Origin of the sequence: Actinomyces sp. HMT 175 (assembly GCF_016694895.1) — a bacterium.
In the GTDB taxonomy this organism is placed as follows: Bacteria; Actinomycetota; Actinomycetes; order Actinomycetales; family Actinomycetaceae; genus Actinomyces; species Actinomyces oris.
This window is the reverse complement of the sequence record NZ_CP068012.1, coordinates 2139028-2156211: the sequence shown is the minus strand read 5'-3', so window position 1 is coordinate 2156211 and position 17184 is coordinate 2139028. Positions and strand designations below refer to the sequence as shown.

The window sequence follows — 17184 nt, the reverse complement described above, 5'->3', positions numbered from 1 at the left end:
GCCGGTTCCTCCTGGCGGGGGAGGTGTGGCAATCGGCAGGTAGGAAACACTGGGGCATGAACACCCCGGTCTCCTTCCCGACTTCATCAGTGGAGCCGATGGCTCCTCGCCTCCTGGACCGGCTCGTCCCGGTCAGTCCCCAGTGGCGCATTCCTCCGCGAAAGGCGGAGCGCCTCGGCTGGCTCCAGCTCCTTCTGGGGATCTTGGTCGTCCTCGGCGCTCAGATGATCGTCGGGCTGCTGGCGGCAGCGGCTGGACTCGTGCGACTCGGTGCCGGTGGTACAACGGCAGCCCAGCCGGGTGTCGCGTTCATCGTCGCGATCAGTGCCGTGCCCCTGACCGTGCTCGGGTACTGGCTGCTGGTGCGCTTCGTCGGTGGCCGGCCCGTCATCGAGCTGGGCGGGCGCGGGGCGGCACTGCGTGAGCTCCTGGCCGGCCTGGCCATGGGTGCGCTGCTCATGGGTGCCGTCATCGCGGTCCTGGCCCTGCTCGGTTCCTATCACGTGGTGGACGTCGGTTGGAACACGGGGATCCTCGTCGGCCTCCAAGCCGGTATCGTCGCCGGATTCACCGAGGAGATCCTCGTCAGAGGTGTCATGCTGCGCCTCATCGAGGGGTGGCTGGGGACCTGGTGGGCGCTGGCCATCACCGCGGTGTTCTTCGGCGCCGCTCACCTCGGCAACCCTCAAGCCACCGTCTTCGGTGCAGTGGCGATCGCGTTGGAGGCGGGCATCCTGCTGGGTGCCTGCTACCTGCTCACCCGTCGCCTGTGGCTGGCAATCGGGCTGCACGCCGCCTGGAACTTCGTCCAGGGCGGCATCTTCGGCTCCGACATCTCCGGCATCGGGTCGGGACGCGGACTCATCGAGGCCCGCTTCACCGGCCCCGACCTGCTCACCGGCGGAGTCATGGGGATCGAGGCCTCCGTCGTCGCGGTCGTGCTGTGCACCGCGGCCGGTGTGGCCATGCTGCTGGCGGTCCGCCGGCGCGGGCTCGTCGTCCCGCCGCGGTGGCGCCGCCCGCCTCAGGCCACACTGGACGGCCCGCAGCCGGCATAGGATCGGTCACGAATCCAGGACGGAGCACTGTGTGTTCGTACCATAGGGCGCGCGGTCGTACCCTCTACCCCTCGAACGCGAGGCTCAAGGTACGACCGCGACGTCGAGCACCTCGGGCGGTGGCGGCGTGAGCCGGCCTCAACCGGATCAGCTGCGGTTCGGCACCAGGCGCACGGGGCGCCGCTCGGCCCGGAAGTCGTTGACGGGGGCGTCGGAGGCGTAGCCCAGGGCGAAGCCCGTGATGAGTCGGTAGTCCGACGGCGCCTCGAACTCGGCGTCGAAGGGACGGCGCCACGTGGCCAGGACCCCCAGGGGACAGGAGTCGACCCCGTGGGCCTTGGCGGACAGGAACAGGGTCTGCAGCATGATCCCGGCGTCGAGCGCCGCGAAGGGCATGAGGCCCTCGTGGACCAGGACGAAACCGATGACCGGGGCGCCGAAGGCCTCACAGTTGCGGCGGGCGGCCGCGTCACGGGCCTCGCGATCCTTGCGGCCGATACCCATGTGCGCATACAGCCGGCCACCGACCGCCTGGGAGTGGGGCAGCAGATCCGGGGGGTACGGCGCCCAGGTCGGGTAGTCGCCGTCGGGCGCCTTGCCGCTCAGGGCCAGGCGGGCCATCGCCCCAGGCTCCTTGTGCTGGAGGGGGAGGGCGGCGTTGAACTCCTTGACGTAGGCCGCGCGCAGACGGTCCGCCTGCTCACCGGTGGCCAGCGCCACCATGAAGGGGCGGGTGTTGGACCAGCTCGGTGCCTGGCGGGCATCCCCCAGGATCTCCTCGATGACCTCAGGTGGTACGGGATCAGCCCGGAAGTCCCGCACGGAGTGCCGGGAAGCGGCCAGGTCGGAAAAGGTCTCGGGGTTCATTGCGGCGTCTCCTGAGGCGGGTGCTGATGGCGTGGGCCGAAGGTGGAGTCGTCCAGCTGTCGCAGGACCCGGGCCGGGTTGCCCACCGCCAGGCTGCTGGCGGGAATGTCCTTGGTGACTACCGAGCCCGCGCCGATGACGCAGTTGTCCCCGATGGTCACACCCGGGCAGACGATGACCCCGCCGCCCAGCCACACGTTGTCCCCGATCGTGATGGGGTCGGCCGCCTCCAGGGAGCAGGCGCGCGGCGTCGGCTCCAGGGGGTGGACCGGTGTGAGCAGCTGGACGTTCGGGCCGATCTGGCAGTGCGCGCCGATACTGATCTGGGCGACGTCGAGGGCCACGAGCCCGTAGTTGACGAAGGTCCCCTCACCCACGGCGATGTTGTCCCCGTAGTCCACGCGCACCGGCGGCAGCAGGTGTGCCTTGTCGCCCAGCCCCGGGATCGCTGAGCGCAGCAGATCCCAGCAGTCCTCCTCGCCCTCGGCGAAGGCCCGCTCGAAGCGGTAGAGCATTGTGCGGGCGTGGGCGGCGATCCTGGCGTTGTCCGGGTCGTCGGCGACGTACCAGTCACCGGCGAGCATGCGCTCGCGGTTGGTGCGCTCGTCGCCCACGAAGTAGGGCTCGGCCTCCGGGAAGCGCGGGGCGGGGGTCTCACTCATACCCAGCAGCCTAACGGCGGCCCGACACGCCCGTCGGCCCGTTCGAGCCGACCCGCCAGAGTCGGCGCTCGGAGCCTGTTCAGGAATGGGGGAGCACCTCGGCCACGGCCGCCCGCAGCGTCTCCGGCAGGCCCAGGGCCTCGAGCTCACCCAGCAGGGCGGTTCCGCTCAGGCCCCGCTGCACCGCGTCCCAAGCCAGGTCCTTGGCCATGTACTCCACACGCGCGGCGTCCAGGATTGCGTGGACCTCATCGCGCCAGTCGGCTGGGGAGTGCTTCGTGCCGCGAAGGACCAGCTGGACGCCGTCGATGAGCTCCTGGCGACTCAGCTCCTCCAGGTGCACCAGCGTCCCGGCCCCCAGGGTGAAGCCGTCACCGCTGACCTCCTCGGTGGCCAACCGGCGCGCCCGCTCACCCACCCCCAGCCAGGCTCCGGCCACCTGACCGGCCAGGAGCCGCACCGTCACCAGCCGCGAGGCCGGCACGACCTCGGCCGCCCCCTCCAGGCGGATACGCAGCACCACGTCGGCGCCGTCCTCCTCCTCGGCATCGGGCCAGGTCAGCGCCATGTGGGTGCGGGCGATCTCGTCCTGCCCGGGCTGGGCCGAACCGTCGTCCTCCTCCAAGGTGAAGCTCCCCGAGTCCCCGGGCACGACGACGATCTCCAGCTCGCGCGGATTGTCCCCGGCCGCCTCCGTCAGGTTCCCGGCCAGGGGGATCACGGAGCCGGCCCGGGCCAGTACCCCGATCCTGTCCAACGGGCGCGACAGGCTCAGCATGCGACCGCGCCCACCGGTGGTGGCCTCATAGCGGCGCCCCGTGGGCAGGTCGTACCAGACGCCGTCGGGCAGCCAGGTCAGCTCCCGCCCCAGGCCGGTGGCCACATCGAGCGGGGAGGTGAAGGGCACCACCAGCAGGTCCCCGAAGGAGAAGCTGCCCCGGTGCTCGTAGGCGGCCAGCTCACGCGGGTGGTCGTGGTAGACCGGACGCACCGGAGCGATGCCCTCACCCGCCGAGCGGCGCGCCCACGTGTACAGGTAGGGCACCAGCCGGTGACGCAGCCGCAGGTGCGCCTCCATCGTGGCGCGCGCGTCACGCGAGTAGCGCCACGGCTCCTTGGAGGTGAAGCCCGAGTTCGACGAGTGCAGGCGGTTGATGGGGGAGAAGCAGCCCAGCTGGAACCAGCGCGCCGCCATCGTGTCGTCGCTGCCGCCCAGCATGTGCCCGCCGATGTCATTGGACCACCAGAAGTAGCCGATGTTGGCGGCCGTGGCCGTGAAGCGCGGCTGGAAGCGCAGGGAGTCCCAGCTGATGATCGTGTCCCCGGAGAAGCCCACCGGGGTGCGGTGGCTCGAGGCGTCGGCGAAGCGAGAGAAGGTCACCGGGCGGCGCCGCTCCACGCCACCGTCGGCCGTCGGGCGCTCGCGGCCCGAGTCGAGGTAGTGGACGTGGTTGAGCATCCACAGCGGGTCCAGGCCGGGAACCGTCGTGGAGCCGCCCTGCTGCCAGTCCAGCCACCAGAAGTCCACGCCCTCGTCCTCCAGGGGGTGGTGGAGGCGCGAGAGGTAGGAGCCCACGAAGTCCCGGTCGGCGATGTTGAAGGGCACGTCCTCCCCGGTGCTCGCATCCAGGCCCAGGTCGGCGCAGACCTCCTCATAGGCCTCCTCGTGGCGGCGCACCCCCTGGGCCGGGTGCACGTTGAGCGTGGTGAGCATGCCCCGCTCGTGCAGGCCGGCCAGGAAGGCCGCCGGGTCCGGGAACAGCTCCCGGTTCCAGGTGTAGCCGGTCCATCCCGTGCCGATCGCCGGGTCGATGTCGGTGACGTGCCAGTCCATGTCGATGACGGCCACGGAGAAGGGCAGCTCCTCGGCGGCGAAGCGGTCCATGAGCGCCAGGTACTCCTGGTCGCTGTAGGGGTGGTAGCGGCTCCACCAGTTGCCCAGCAGCGCCCGCGGGATGAGTGGGCTCGGCCCGGTGAGGCGGAAGAAGTCGCGCAGCGCCTGCTGGTAGTCCTGGCCGTAGCCGAAGACGTAGAGGTCCTGCGCCCCGTCGGCCAGGCGGTTGCCGGGCTCACGGGGCTGAACCCACTCGTCCTGGGTGAGCAGCAGCGAGGCCGAGTCGTCCAGGGCGGTGATGCCGTTGAGACTCAGCAGGCCCGGACCGAGGGCGACGGCGCCGTCGGCCTCATCAAGGGTGCGGGTGGTGCCGCCCAGGTTCGTCGGGAAGGTCTCGGCCGGGTCCCACACGTCGCCGTGGTGCCAGGTGCCGCCGTGGGCGTGCAGCGCCGTCGAACGCAGCCTCACGCTGAGCCCGGCGGGGGAGAATCCCAGAGAGGGCACATGGGTCAGGTGCAGGTGCTCGGTGATGATCTCCACGCGGTCCTGACCGTGCACCACCCGGAACGACGGCGTCTCACCCAGGTCGCGGTTGACGACCAGCTGGGTGGCGGCGTCAGTGAAGACGCCCGTGGGGGAGTGCTCCATGCGGATGAGCCGAGAGGTGAGCACCGTGAACCGGTAGCGGGACTCCTCCGACGAGGTCCCGGCGATGACCGCCTCAGGGCGGGCGGCGGCCGGGCGCGGAGTGTCAGGGGCATCGCGGAGAGGAGAAACCAACAGTCGGCCTTTCACAGCAGGAGTCGTCACGGGGAGCGGTGGGAGAGGCGGCGCCCCGAGTGAGGCGCGAGAACTCATCTTAATCGGCCCTCCTCCCGGGCGGGTTCTGACACAATCGGTACCGGCCCGCAAGACCCCGTCAGCCCTGGCGGCGGAGCAGAGGCAGTCCCTTACGCACTCGACTACGCACTCGACTACGCACTCGACTACGCACTCGACCCTGCCCCGCTTTCCTCGCATCTCCTTATCCGGTAGGAAGGAAGTCGCCCGTGACCTCTCCCGCACCCCTGGTTGTGTCCGCCCACCACGTCGGCGACGATCCGGACTGGTGGCGCCGCGCCGTCGTCTACCAGGTCTACCCCCGCTCCTTCGCCGACTCCGACGGCGACGGGATCGGTGACATTCCCGGCCTGACCAGCCGCCTGGACCACCTCGACGAGCTGGGTGTCGACGTCGTGTGGCTCAGCCCCGTCTACCGCTCCCCTCAGGACGACAACGGCTACGACATCTCCGACTACCAGGACATCGACCCCCTCTTCGGATCCCTGACCGACCTCGACGCCCTCATCGAAGGACTGCACTGCCGCGGCATGCGCCTGGTCATGGACCTCGTCGTCAACCACACCAGCGACGAGCACCCCTGGTTCACCGCCAGCCGCTCCTCCAAGGACGACCCCAAGCGCGACTGGTACATCTGGCGACCCGCCCGGCAGGTCGACGGGCTCGCCCCCGGGCAGCCGGGCACCGAGCCCACCAACTGGGGATCGGCCTTCTCCGGGTCGGCCTGGGCCTGGGACGAGGACACCCAGGAGTTCTACCTGCACCTCTTCTCACCCAAGCAGCCCGACCTCAACTGGGAGAACCCGCAGGTGCGCCACGCCATCCACGAGATGATGACCTGGTGGCTGGAGCGCGGCGTCGACGGCTTCCGCATGGACGTCATCAACCTCATCTCCAAGACCTACCCGCTCACTGACGCGCCCCAGGGCGAGGGCGACCTCTACGGCAACGCCTTCGCCGCCGTCGCCAACGGCCCCCGCATCCATGAGTTCCTGCACGAGATGAACCAGCAGGTCCTCGCACCGCGGCCCGGCCACGTCATCACCGTCGGAGAGATGCCCGGGGCCACGAGCGCCGAGGCCGCCCTCTACACCGACCCCGCCCGAGGCGAGCTCGACATGGTCTTCCAGTTCGAGCACGTCAGCCTCACCGACGGACCCGGCGGCAAGTTCGACCCCCAGCCCCTCGAGCTCGTCACCCTCAAGCAGAACCTGGCCCACTGGCAGGCCGCCCTTGCCCCCGCCACGACCCCCACCGGCGCCGTGAGCGCGGAGAAGGGCTGGAACTCCGCCTACTGGGACAACCACGACCAGCCCCGCGCCGTCTCCCGTTTCGGTGACGACGACCCCGCCTGGCGCGTCCGCTCGGCCAAGACCCTCGCCACGATCCTCCACACCCACCGCGGCACCCCCTACATCTACCAGGGCGAGGAGCTGGGCATGGCCAACACGGTCTTCCGTGGCATCGAGGACTACCGGGACCTGGAGTCCGTCAACCACTTCCACGAGCGCGTGCGCGCCGGCGACGCCCCGGCCGCCGTCCTGGCCGGCATCGCCCCCGTATCCCGCGACAACGCCCGCACCCCCGTCCACTGGGACAGCAGCGAGAAGGCCGGGTTCACCACCGGCGAGCCCTGGATCGCCCTGGCCCCCGACCACGGCACCGTCAACGCCGCCGCCCAGGTGGGAGTGCCCGGCAGCGTCTTCGAGCACTACCGCCAGCTCATCGCCCTGCGGCACGACGACGACGCCCTCGCCCTGGGCACCTTCCGACTCCTGGCCGCCGACCACCCCACCGCCTGGGTCATCCTGCGCCAGTGGCGCGCCCCCGAGACGCAGGGCGGCGGCATCGAGCAGCTCCTGCTCATCGCCCAGTGCGCCCGCGAGGACCTGCCCCTGACCGGGCAGGGCGGCCTGCTGACGGCGCTCGCGGCCGAGGACCTGGAGCCGGGGGAGTGGAGCGGGGCCGAGCAGGTGCTGCGCGCCGCCGACCCGGACGTCCAGCCCGGCTCTGCCCACGCGGGCCTGCCGGAGGCGCTACCCGGCTGGGACTCGGTCCTGCTGCGCCGTCGGGCCTGAGGAGGTGGGGGCGCTTTGCGCTTACCCGGCGGCCCCAACTGGAATAGTGCTGGCCGGCCGGTCGTTGGCCTCGGTGGATACACCCGCGGATTTCGGAAGTAGGGGAGCACCATGGAGTTCAGCCAGGTCGTCGCCAATCGTCACTCGGTACGAGACTTCACCGACCAGCCCGTCTCCCGGGAGGATCTGGTCGACATTGTCCGCACCGCCCAGCAGGCGCCGTCGTGGGTGAACTCCCAGCCCTGGCGGGTCTATGCGGCCACGGGAGCCACGCTGGCCGGGATCAAGAAGCGCCATGCTGCGGACGTCGCTGCCGGCAGGAAGGGAAACGCCGACCTCCCGGTGAAGCCTCGTACAGAGTGGTCTGCGACCACCCAGGAGAACATGGCCGCGCTCGGCGAGCAGATCAGTGCGCAGCTGGGTGAGGGCGTCCAGGAGTTCCAGGCATCGCAGGGACGGCTGTTCAACGCTCAGGCAGCCCTGTACGTGACGATCCCGGTCGAGTCCACCCTGTGGTCCTTCCACGACCTCGGGGCCTTCTCCGCCATGCTCGTTCTGGCGGCTGCCGACAAGGGCCTTGGCGCTATCAACGCCTACGCCCTGGTCATGTACCCGGACGAGGTGCGCGAGGCCATGGGGATCGGAGCCGATGAGATTGTCGCGATCGGGATCGCGCTGGGCCATCCCGCAGACTCGGCGCTGGCGGCCTTCGCCCCCAGCCGCGCCGACGTCAACGAGATCCTCACGATCAAGGACTGAGCGCAGAGGTCTGCATGCACCGCAGGCCAGGGGTGAGTCCGCCTGGAAGCATGCGATCCCTTCTGCGCCTCGGGTGGACGACTCTCGCACATGGGTTTCAGTGGGAGTGGACGTCAAGGGGCGGTTGCTGGAGATGGTTGCTGTTCATAATGGGCATGGAGACTGGCTTGTTTATCATGCTATGACGCCGCCCTCGAAAAAGACTCTCAAGGAACTATCTATCGACAGGAGGAGATCATGAACCGCGATCAGATGAACGCCACCTTCGGGGTGACTGATGAGCAACTTGATTCCTTGGCTGCCGACTACGAGGCAGGTGACTGGAAGGGGAGGCTTGGTCCTGTAGTTCAGGGTCGTCCTCGTCTGTACGAGGAAGAGATGAGGACTATTTCGTTCCGCATACCTGCGTCGCGTTTACAGGCCATCGATGCGCATGCTGAGCGTCACGGCAAGAGCCGGTCGGAGTTTCTTCGCCAAGCCATTGATGATGCCCTCCTCGCTGGTTAGAAGACTGGTGGTGGCACTCTCCTACGTCGGCCCAGGAGGAGGATGAGGGAAGCGGCCACGGCCGCGCCGGTGAACAGGATCGCCGCGTTGAGCCACGAGATCTCGAAGTCGGGCAGGTTCTCGCTCTGGAGCTGGCCGATGAACAGTCCCAGCGCGTTTCCGCTGACGTGCAGGCCCAGGGCGAAGAACATCGACCGCAGCCGCGCCACCGACCAGCCGGCGAGCAGCCCGAAGAGCACCTTGTGGAGGATCTGCCAGGCGTAGCCCTTGAGGCTGGTGTCGGAGGTCAGCCAGGTCGGCAGGTGCAGGGCGGTGAAGGACGCCGTCGTCATCAGCACAGCGGCCGCTGGCCCGTAGCGCTCGTGTACTGGTGAGAATAGGGTGCGCCTGAGCGTGATCTCCTCGGGGATCGCGTTGTAGACGACGCCGACTGTCAGGGCGAAGACCAGGGCGTGAAGTACCGTGGAGGCGGTGATCTCCGGCTTCCACAGCGGGCCGGTACCCGTCGGCCCCATCCAGGCGTGCAGGCCGCCGAAGGCGACTCCACCTAGGGCGCCAGCGGCAAACAGGACGGTTCTGCTGCGGACGCCGCCACCGATCAGCAGGCCGCGCCAGCCCCGGCCGGACAGCCCGAACCACAGGGCCAGCCCGCCGACGTGAAGGAGGACGAGCATGAGGATCCACGGCCCCTTCAGGAGCGCCAGGGCCGTGCCCAGCGCTGGCGCGCCGGCCAGCAGGGCGACGGCGGCAAGGGCGGTGCCCTCAGAGGCGGCCGGCCCTCCAGTCTCCAAGGCGTAGGCGTCGGCCGCGCTGGGCTGTAGCGCGTGACGAGGTGGTGCGGCGTCGTGGAGACGATCCATAGTGATTCCGATGGAGACGTGGCTGCCGGTTGCGATCTGCTCAGGAGTATATGTTCGTGCGGTTGAATCAATGACCCTGACACGTCGCAGGCGGGTCCGGCTAGCGACTCCGTGAGGTCCGCAGCCAAGAGACCACGGTGCGCCGCCAGGCGGGGGAGGCCAGCAACGTGACCGCCACGACGACGGCGAGCAGGGCCACCAGCGTCCAGGCTCCGGCGCGGGCCAGCTCCCAGGTGAAGATGATCCCGAAGACGGGGGCCCTCTGAGTGGTGGCGAGGACGGCACCCGCCCCCGCCAGTGCCAGGACCGGCACGCTGGCCTCCACCCCGCAGGCGTGGAGCGCGATCGCCAGGGCGGCTCCGGCGCTCGAGCCCGCGGCCAGGGAGGGGGCCAGCCGGCCGCCGGTGGCGCCGGCTGCGAGCGTGAGACCGGTGAGGACCGGCTTGAGGGCCACGATGCCCACCAGCAGGGCTAGGCCCGCTCCCACAGGGCTGTTCGAGGCCCCGGGAAGGCCAGTACCCAGAGCCATCTCCATGGCGTCACGGCCATTGCCGACGATCGCCGGGACCCACAGGCTCACCAGCCCAGTGACCAGTCCCGCCGTACCGATCGCCGCCGGCAGCCACCGGGGGACGCGCACCCGGTGCGCCAGCATCCACGACCACAGTCGCCTCGCCCCCACACCAAGCGCCGCGGCCACGGGAACGAGCAGGACCAGCCCGAGAACGGTCCCCGACGACAGCCCCGGCGAGGTGACCTCGAAGGTGGGGCGCCCGTGGGAGTGCAGCCAGGAGACGAGCGTGGCGATGAGGCACACCGGCACCGCCACGAGGGCACCGCGCCGTCGCATCCCGGCGACCATGACGAGCTCGACGGCGTAGGCCGCCCCTCCCAGCGGCGCGTTGTACATAGCCGCCAGCCCCGCCCCGGCGGCAGAGGCGATGAGGATCGCGCCCTCGCTCCCGCCGATCCCCAGGCGGTCGGCAAGCCTGGCCGCCACCGCCCCGGCGGCCAGACGCGGAGCGCCCTCGCGGCCCACCGAATTGCCCGCCCCAACCGTGAGGACTTGGGTGACGGCGTCGAGGAAGGGCCGCGCCAGCCCCATCCGGGCAGCCGCCTGACCACTGCGGTCCGCGACCGCGGCCTCCACGTCCGCCATCCCGCCGGTGGCACGCAGCCACCACCACAGGCCACCGGCGACAAGGCCGCCCAGGGCCGGGGCGAGCGCACGCCGCCAGGGCGGGGCGGCGGCCAGGCGTTCCAGGAGCCCGCCGTGGGAGACGCCGTAGAACAGCGACTCGAAGAGCCCCAGGAGCAGCGCCATCGCGATCCCGATGAGACCCGCGGCCACGCCCGCCACGGCGGCAGCCAGAAGGAACCGGGGTCGTATCAGCGCGCGCACGCCAGGCACCATACCCGGCCCGGCAGTTGAGGTGCGGTCAAGTATGTGGATCGTCGCGGACACACCCTCACCCTCGACGTCGGATGCCTCGGGCACAGTCCGTGAGCCCCATGGTGCCTCCTCGAGACCCTGGGCGGTCTCGAGACCGACAGACTTCTGCGGCCCGGTCTAGCGGTGGGACGCTGACGTGCTGCTCGGGCGTCCCAGGAACCAGACGGCTGCAGCCGTCACCAGCGTCTCGGTGACCATGGCGATGACAGACGGAGCGGTGAACCGGCTCCACCCGGTCAGGGTCTCCTCCCTGCTCAGGCAGTCCAGCAGGACGCCGGTGAAATTGCCGCCCACATGCATGCCCAGGGCGAAGGCCAGGGAGTCCAGGCGCAGGACGGACCAGGCGGCCACCAGTCCGAAGAGAAGCTTCTCGGGGACCTCAGCCGCATAGGTGGAGACGGTGGCGTGAGAGGAGATCCAGGTGGGCAGGTGCATGACAACGAAAGCCAGGGCTGTGGTCCACAGGGCGAACCCGCCCCCGAACTGCGCCCGCAGGGGCTCGAGCAGGCAGCGGCGCAGCGAGAACTCCTCGGGGACGGCGTTCATGAGCACGCCGACCCCCAGCGCCATGGCCAGGGCGGACAGCAACCCGGTAGGTGTCACAGGGGCGAGGACGGCTCCCGGGTTGTCGATCGGGTGGTGTGCCACGGCTGACAGAGCGCACAGGCTCGCGCCGACGGCGAAGAGCAACCAGGGACTGCGAGGCCCTGCGGAGCGCAGCAGGTCGCGCCAGCTGCGGCGCCACACGAGGAACCAGATTGCCAGCGCCCCCAGGTGCAGGACGGCGAGGACCTGCCAGGGGCCGCCCACCAGAGCCAGGACGGCGCCGATCGACAGGCCTCCGACGAGCAGGACCAGGGCCGCCCAGGCGCTCCTCCGAGTCCGGGCCACCTCCGCCCCGGCGGGGGTTCTGGCGGCCTCTGGTGGGGTCGCCCTGCGCCGCGGGCCGGGTCGGGCGGCCACCTCCTGCTACCTCTGATCGCTGGCCGCGTCGTCGACCGCCTCACCGAAGTCGGGCACGTCCTGAAGCGTCAGGGTCCCGATGTCCTGGCTGACCAGGCCCACGGCGGGTCGCAGGCCCAGCCACCACTGGTGGCGGGGGCGGCGGTGGTCTCGGTCGAGGTCGTCGTTCATGCGGTCCAGGGGCTGGTCGGAGACCTTGCCCCCCATCAGGCCCACGTAGGAGGCCGTCGGCTCGCCGCGTTTGAGGGCGCAGGCCAGCAGCTCCAGGGAGTGGGCGACGAGCTTGGTCGCCATGATCCGGTCGAAGGCCGTGGGGCTGCCGCCCTGCTGCTGGTGACCCAGGATCGCCTCGCGCACGTCGTAGAGGCCCTTGCCCTCCTCGGCGAAGATGTGGGCCAGGACGTCGGTGGTGTAGTTGACGCTGGCCCGCTCGTTGCGGATCACCAGGTAGAGGCTGCGTCCCGAGCGGAAGGACTCCACCATTCGCTCGGAGTCCGCTGCCAGGCCCGCCAGCGTGATGCCCTCCTCGTTGAGGTAGACCTTCTCCGCGCCGGTGGCCAGGCCCGACATCAGGGACAGGTAGCCGCACTTGCGGCCCATGACCTCGGCGACGAAGCAGCGGTGGGAGGCCGCCGCGGAGAGCTTGATGGAGTCCAGTGCCACCACCGCGTTGTTGAGGGCCGTGTCGGTGCCGATGCTCAGCTCGGAGCCGGGCAGGTTGTTGTCGATGGAGGCCGGCACGCACACGATCGGGATCTGGAAGGCGGGGTAGCGGTCCCGCTCGGTGACCAGGCGGTAGGCGCTCAGGTAGGCGTTGTAGCCGCCAATGACCAGCAGGGCGTCGATCTCATGGAGCTCGATGGCCCGCCCCAGCGCGTAGAGCTGCTCAATGGTGGGCACCTCGCGGCGCGTGCCCAGCTGGGCGCCGCCGTCACCGACCCAGCCCTCGACGTCGGCCCAGGTCAGCTCGCGCACGTCGCCGTCCAGCAGGCCGGGGAAGCCGCCGTAGACGCCCAGCATCGTGAAGTCGTGGTCGATGCCCAGGCGCACGGCCGCACGCGCCGCCGTGTTCATCCCCGGGGCCAGGCCGCCGGCGTGGATGATGGCGACCCGCTTGGGGCGGTCGGAGGCCGACGGCGTCGATCCCGTGTCAGTGGCCGGCTCGGCGGGAGGCGTGGACATGGTCTCGAACAGCTCGAGCATCCTTCCGAAGCTCGCCCCGCGGGCCTGGATCGCCCCGAGGTAGTCGTGGGCGGCCACGAGATCCTTGACAGCACGGGTGGCCGCGATCTGCTCCATCATCGGCAGGCGGCGGATGCGGTTGTGGCGCTCGGCGATGATGACCGGCTCGCTGCCCGGCTCCATGGACACCACCTCACGGGCGGCAGCGCAGCCCAGCAGCGTGGACATCCAGCGGTCATAGGCGCTGGGGCGGCCACCGCGCTGGACGTGCCCCAGGATGGTGACGCGGGCGGCCTCCCCCAGCTTGTCGGCGATGACCTGGCGGACGTCGTCGGCGGTGATGCGGTTGCCCTCGCGGTCGGTGGCGCCCTCGGCGACGATCACCATGGACTCGCGGCGCCCGGCCTCTCGGCCCGCCTTGAGCTTGGAGCACATGTCCTCCTCCCAGTCCTTGCCCGGGGGGAGCTCGGGGACCAGGACGTAGTCACAGCCCCCGGCCACGGCCGCCATGAGGGCCAGGTAGCCGCAGTGGCGACCCATGACCTCCACGACGAAGGTGCGCTGGTGGGAGGCGGCCGTTGAGGAGATGTCGTCGATGGCCTCCAGGATGCGGTGGAGGGCGGAGTCAGTGCCGATGGTCATGTCGGCGCCCACGAGGTCGTTGTCGATGCTGCCCACCAGGCCGGTCACCATGAGGACGGGATGGGAGGCGGCCGTCTCCGCGCTGATGTCACCGGCCGCGACGAGCTCCTCGAGCAGGGAGGGCCAGTTCTTGCGGAACTCGTTGGTGCCGGTCAGGGAGCCGTCGCCGCCGATGACCACGAGCCGGTCGATGCCGTGCTCCAGAAGGTTGCGGGCGGCCGCCAGCTGGCCGGCGCGCTCGCGGAACTCGGCCGAGCGGGCGGTGCCGATGATGGTGCCGCCGCGCTGGAGGATGGAGCCCACCGAGTCCCACTCCAGGGGGCGGATGCCGTCGCCTCCGGCCACGGCCCCGGCCCAGCCCTCCATGACCGCGTAGGGCCTGGCCCCCAGGCGGATGGCGGTGCGGACCACGGCCCGTACGGCCGCGTTCATGCCCTGGGCGTCGCCGCCGGAGGTGAGGACCCCGATGCGCAGGGGCTCGCCGTCCAGGCCGAGCAACGGTCCGGCCGACGTCGCCGAGCCGGGGTCAGCAGAGGAGCCGGTGGGGGAGAGGGCGGTGTCTGAGTACATGGCGGCTGGCATGTGGGGTCCTTCCCTGGGGGCGCCGGTAGGCCTGGCTCCCGGCGTCGGCCGGGAGGACATCAGTCCATATTGTTGCTGGTGAGCGCCGCCACGTCATCCGCCTGTGGTCCCAGAAGCGTTTCCTTGCCGCGACATCCGCGCATTCGCCGGTTCCCGGTGAACCCCAGGAGGAGGGGAGCGATGTGTCCCCCTGCTGTGGGAGCAGGGGGACAGTAGGTCCACGGGCTAAGGAACTACCGGTCTCTGCGGGTGTGGAACCTGCGGGCCTCGGCGTCGAGGACGCGCTTGCGTCGTCGACCCCACCGCCTGCCGCTCCAGACGCCGAGCAGCACCGCGGCGCCGACCAGCGCACTCGCTGCACTTAGTGCGGGCATAACAATTCTCCCTTCCCATGATGCTAAGTGGGGTCGTTGGTGACTTATGAGGTCAATTTTTCGAGTGCCGAAACTGCCCTAGCTTTGTGGATCGGAGGTGATGTATTTGAGCTTGTGGATTGCTCTCGTGAAACACGAGTGTAAAAATGTCTCTTGACCGAGATGGTTAGCAGTGAGTAGATACCCAGATCCAGAATGCCGCTTCTCCGAGACCTAAGGCGAAAGCGAATGCCGGGTTGATCGCGGTCATCGATAAAGCGTGTTGCCATAATGCGCCGTGACCGTAACCAATCAGTCCGACAACATAGGGGCATATTTGTTCCTTGCTAACTGCCGGCACTTCTGTTGAGAAGCTCTGCTGCAGGCTGGATGCTGCGGTAGGTGACTGCAAAAATTTGGCAAGTTGTTTTCTTTTGTCTTCTGGAGCATTTTCGATGGTTTGCTTCAGGTTTTTCAGGAAATCGGTCCCTTTAATTTCTTTGACTCTGCCGTCTGGGTGCTTCTCTTTAACGTCCCCGGTGTCTCTATTGAAGGATACTGTTACCTCACCTTCTCCTGAAACGGTGATTGTTTGAGAGACTTCGCCCTGTAGTTTTCCTCCAACCACTGCTGGTAGTTTCTCTGGGGGAATGGTGTCCGTGAGGGGGGCTGTTTTGGCAGGATTTGCCATCCCCATTAGTAGGAGTGCTGTGATGGGGGTCGATGCTGTAGCTAAGAGGAGTGTGCGTCGTTGCATGAATCTGCTCCTTGTGTTTGTTGTGCTTCGACGTAGGATGAGTTCGGTAGAACTCATTGCCTATTATACACAGAATCGGTTTCTATGGTGTCGTTGGAGAGAATTTACGCATATTCGGAGGTTACTCTATCCCTTCTTTAAGGTGTTTCGGAAGGGTGTTGTGGAAAATATAAAACTATCACCACTTAAGTTGTAGTAATCTACAAAATTAATTGATGCAACAACTAGGCGTTAATTTTCCTTATAATTTGTCTTGATTAGATTATGGTTGATGGGGAGATTTTCAGCTGAGAAGATCAATGACTTTGCCAATGATGTGTGCATTCCTGACCTCCCCCAGTCTCAGTCCCAGTCTCTGTGGGGGAAGTACGTCCTCGACGGCGCTCGTGGCCGGTGGAGGCCCCGGTGCGCACGCCCCGCCGTGAGACGCTGCGACCACGCTGTGTGAGACGCCGCCGCTTCGCGCCCGTGTCCGCCCTCCCAACCGGCCACTGGGACGTTAGGCTCATCACTGGTGCCTGCCCGGCCGACGTCGGCCCGCGCCAGCAAGCCATCCACATGCCCCGAGAGGATCAGCTGCATGGATTTGTACGAATACCAGGCCAGGAACCTGTTCCGCCAGCACGGCGTCCCCGTGCTCGACGGCGCCGTGGCCACAACCCCCGAGGAGGCGCGCAGCGCCGCGCAGTCCCTCCTCGACGCAGGAAGCGAGCTGGTGGTCGTCAAGGCCCAGGTCAAGACCGGCGGCCGCGGCAAGGCCGGCGGCGTCAAGCTCGCCCGCACCGCTGAGGAGGCCGAGGCCCGCGCCCGCGACATCCTGGGCATGGACATCAAGGGCCACACGGTGCGCGCCGTCCTCATCTCCGACGGCGTCGACCTGGACGCCGAGTACTACTTCTCCATCCTCCTGGACCGCGCCGAGCGCCAGTACCTGGGCATGTGTTCGCGCGAGGGCGGCATGGACATCGAGACCCTCGCTGTCGAGCGCCCCGAGGCCCTGGCCCGCATCGGCATCGACCCGCTCGAGGGCATCACTCCTGAGGTCGCCCACCGGATCGTCGAGGTCGCGGGCTTCGAGGCCGGCCCCCTGGCCGACGAGGTCGCCGCCGTCATCGAACGCCTCTGGGAGGTCTTCACCGCCGAGGACGCCACCCTCGTGGAGGTCAACCCCCTGGTCAAGGCCACCGACGGCCGCATCATCGCCCTGGACGGCAAGGTCACCCTCGACGACAACTCCCGCTTCCGCCACCCCGCCCACGCCGAGCTCGTCGACAACGCCGCCACCGACCCCCTGGAGGCCCGCGCCCGCGAGGCCGGCCTCAACTACGTGCGCCTCGAGGGCGAGGTCGGGGTCCTGGGCAACGGCGCCGGCCTGGTCATGTCCACCCTCGACGTCGTCGCCGGCGCCGGCGAGCGCCACGGCGGCATGAAGCCCGCCAACTTCCTCGACCTGGGAGGCGGCTCATCGGCCGAGGTCATGGCCACCGGCCTGGAGGTCGTCGCCTCCGACCCCCAGGTGCGCGCCATCCTCGTCAACGTCTTCGGCGGCATCACCTCCTGCGACACCGTCGCCCAGGGCATCGTGACCGCCGTCGAGTCCCTGGGCGGGCTTCCCAAGCCCGTCGTCGTGCGCCTGGACGGCAATAACGCCGACACCGGTCGCGCCATCCTGGCCGACGCCGCCATCGAGGGCGTCACCGTCGTCGACACCATGGACGGGGCCGCCGACGTCGTCACCGCCATCGCCGAGAAGATCAGCGGCCGGCCCGCTGGCAAGGAGGCCTGAG

General features: G+C 69.0%; 14 protein-coding genes. 5 read left to right on the top strand and 9 right to left on the bottom strand.

Annotation, left to right across the window (positions count from 1 at the left end; all coding sequences use genetic code 11):
* The first annotated feature begins 56 nt into the window (after window positions 1–56).
* Window positions 57–1058: a CPBP family intramembrane glutamic endopeptidase gene (locus JJJ14_RS09080; RefSeq protein WP_201443934.1), complete on the top strand. Its 1002-nt coding sequence runs from the start codon at window positions 57–59 to the stop codon at window positions 1056–1058.
* Window positions 1059–1205: 147 nt separating this feature from the next.
* Here JJJ14_RS09080 and JJJ14_RS09075 read toward each other — a convergent pair whose 3' ends face one another.
* The 3 genes from JJJ14_RS09075 to JJJ14_RS09065 all read right to left on the bottom strand — a co-directional run bounded on the left by JJJ14_RS09075 (window position 1206) and on the right by JJJ14_RS09065 (window position 5201).
* Window positions 1206–1925, bottom strand: a complete 720-nt coding sequence (locus JJJ14_RS09075; protein WP_201443933.1) for a nitroreductase — start codon at window positions 1923–1925, stop codon at window positions 1206–1208.
* The gene (locus JJJ14_RS09070) at window positions 1922–2587 is read right to left on the bottom strand and encodes a sugar O-acetyltransferase (RefSeq protein WP_201443932.1); all 666 of its coding nucleotides are present in this window, start codon (window positions 2585–2587) and stop codon (window positions 1922–1924) included. The genes JJJ14_RS09075 and JJJ14_RS09070 overlap by 4 nt, the downstream gene beginning before the upstream one ends.
* Before the next feature lie 79 nt (window positions 2588–2666).
* Entirely contained in the window at window positions 2667–5201 is a 2535-nt protein-coding gene (locus JJJ14_RS09065) for a glycoside hydrolase family 31 protein (RefSeq protein WP_201443931.1), read from the bottom strand.
* Window positions 5202–5470: 269 nt separating this feature from the next.
* Here JJJ14_RS09065 and JJJ14_RS09060 point away from each other — a divergent pair, with 269 nt between their 5' ends.
* The 3 genes from JJJ14_RS09060 to JJJ14_RS09050 all read left to right on the top strand — a co-directional run bounded on the left by JJJ14_RS09060 (window position 5471) and on the right by JJJ14_RS09050 (window position 8605).
* Window positions 5471–7339, top strand: coding sequence for an alpha-glucosidase (locus JJJ14_RS09060; RefSeq protein WP_201443930.1), 1869 nt, complete (start codon window positions 5471–5473; stop codon window positions 7337–7339).
* Window positions 7340–7450: 111 nt separating this feature from the next.
* A complete protein-coding gene (locus JJJ14_RS09055; RefSeq protein ID WP_201443929.1) occupies window positions 7451–8098 on the top strand; it encodes a nitroreductase in 648 nt (215 codons plus the stop codon).
* A 237-nt stretch (window positions 8099–8335) separates the two neighbouring features.
* Window positions 8336–8605, top strand: a complete 270-nt coding sequence (locus JJJ14_RS09050) for a ribbon-helix-helix domain-containing protein (protein ID WP_201443928.1) — start codon at window positions 8336–8338, stop codon at window positions 8603–8605.
* Here the strand turns inward: JJJ14_RS09050 and JJJ14_RS09045 are convergent.
* The 6 genes from JJJ14_RS09045 to JJJ14_RS09020 all read right to left on the bottom strand — a co-directional run bounded on the left by JJJ14_RS09045 (window position 8602) and on the right by JJJ14_RS09020 (window position 15397).
* The gene (locus tag JJJ14_RS09045; protein ID WP_201443927.1) at window positions 8602–9465 is read right to left on the bottom strand and encodes a CPBP family intramembrane glutamic endopeptidase; all 864 of its coding nucleotides are present in this window, start codon (window positions 9463–9465) and stop codon (window positions 8602–8604) included. The genes JJJ14_RS09050 and JJJ14_RS09045 overlap by 4 nt on opposite strands.
* Window positions 9466–9565: 100 nt before the next feature.
* Window positions 9566–10867, bottom strand: a complete 1302-nt coding sequence (locus tag JJJ14_RS09040; protein WP_201443926.1) for a chloride channel protein — start codon at window positions 10865–10867, stop codon at window positions 9566–9568.
* A 168-nt stretch (window positions 10868–11035) separates the two neighbouring features.
* Complete coding sequence (locus tag JJJ14_RS09035; RefSeq protein WP_201443925.1) at window positions 11036–11881, bottom strand: CPBP family intramembrane glutamic endopeptidase; 846 nt, start codon at window positions 11879–11881, stop codon at window positions 11036–11038.
* Window positions 11882–11887: 6 nt separating this feature from the next.
* Window positions 11888–14287: a 6-phosphofructokinase gene (locus JJJ14_RS09030; RefSeq protein WP_201443924.1), complete on the bottom strand. Its 2400-nt coding sequence runs from the start codon at window positions 14285–14287 to the stop codon at window positions 11888–11890.
* A 233-nt stretch (window positions 14288–14520) separates the two neighbouring features.
* The gene (locus JJJ14_RS09025) at window positions 14521–14661 is read right to left on the bottom strand and encodes a hypothetical protein (RefSeq protein WP_176713494.1); all 141 of its coding nucleotides are present in this window, start codon (window positions 14659–14661) and stop codon (window positions 14521–14523) included.
* A 166-nt stretch (window positions 14662–14827) separates the two neighbouring features.
* A complete protein-coding gene (locus JJJ14_RS09020; protein WP_201443923.1) occupies window positions 14828–15397 on the bottom strand; it encodes a hypothetical protein in 570 nt (189 codons plus the stop codon).
* A 580-nt stretch (window positions 15398–15977) separates the two neighbouring features.
* Here JJJ14_RS09020 and sucC point away from each other — a divergent pair.
* Window positions 15978–17183 carry an ADP-forming succinate--CoA ligase subunit beta gene (gene sucC, locus JJJ14_RS09015; protein WP_201443922.1) on the top strand — a complete coding sequence of 402 codons (1206 nt, stop codon included), beginning with the start codon at window positions 15978–15980 and terminating at the stop codon, window positions 17181–17183.
* Window position 17184 lies beyond the last annotated feature (1 nt).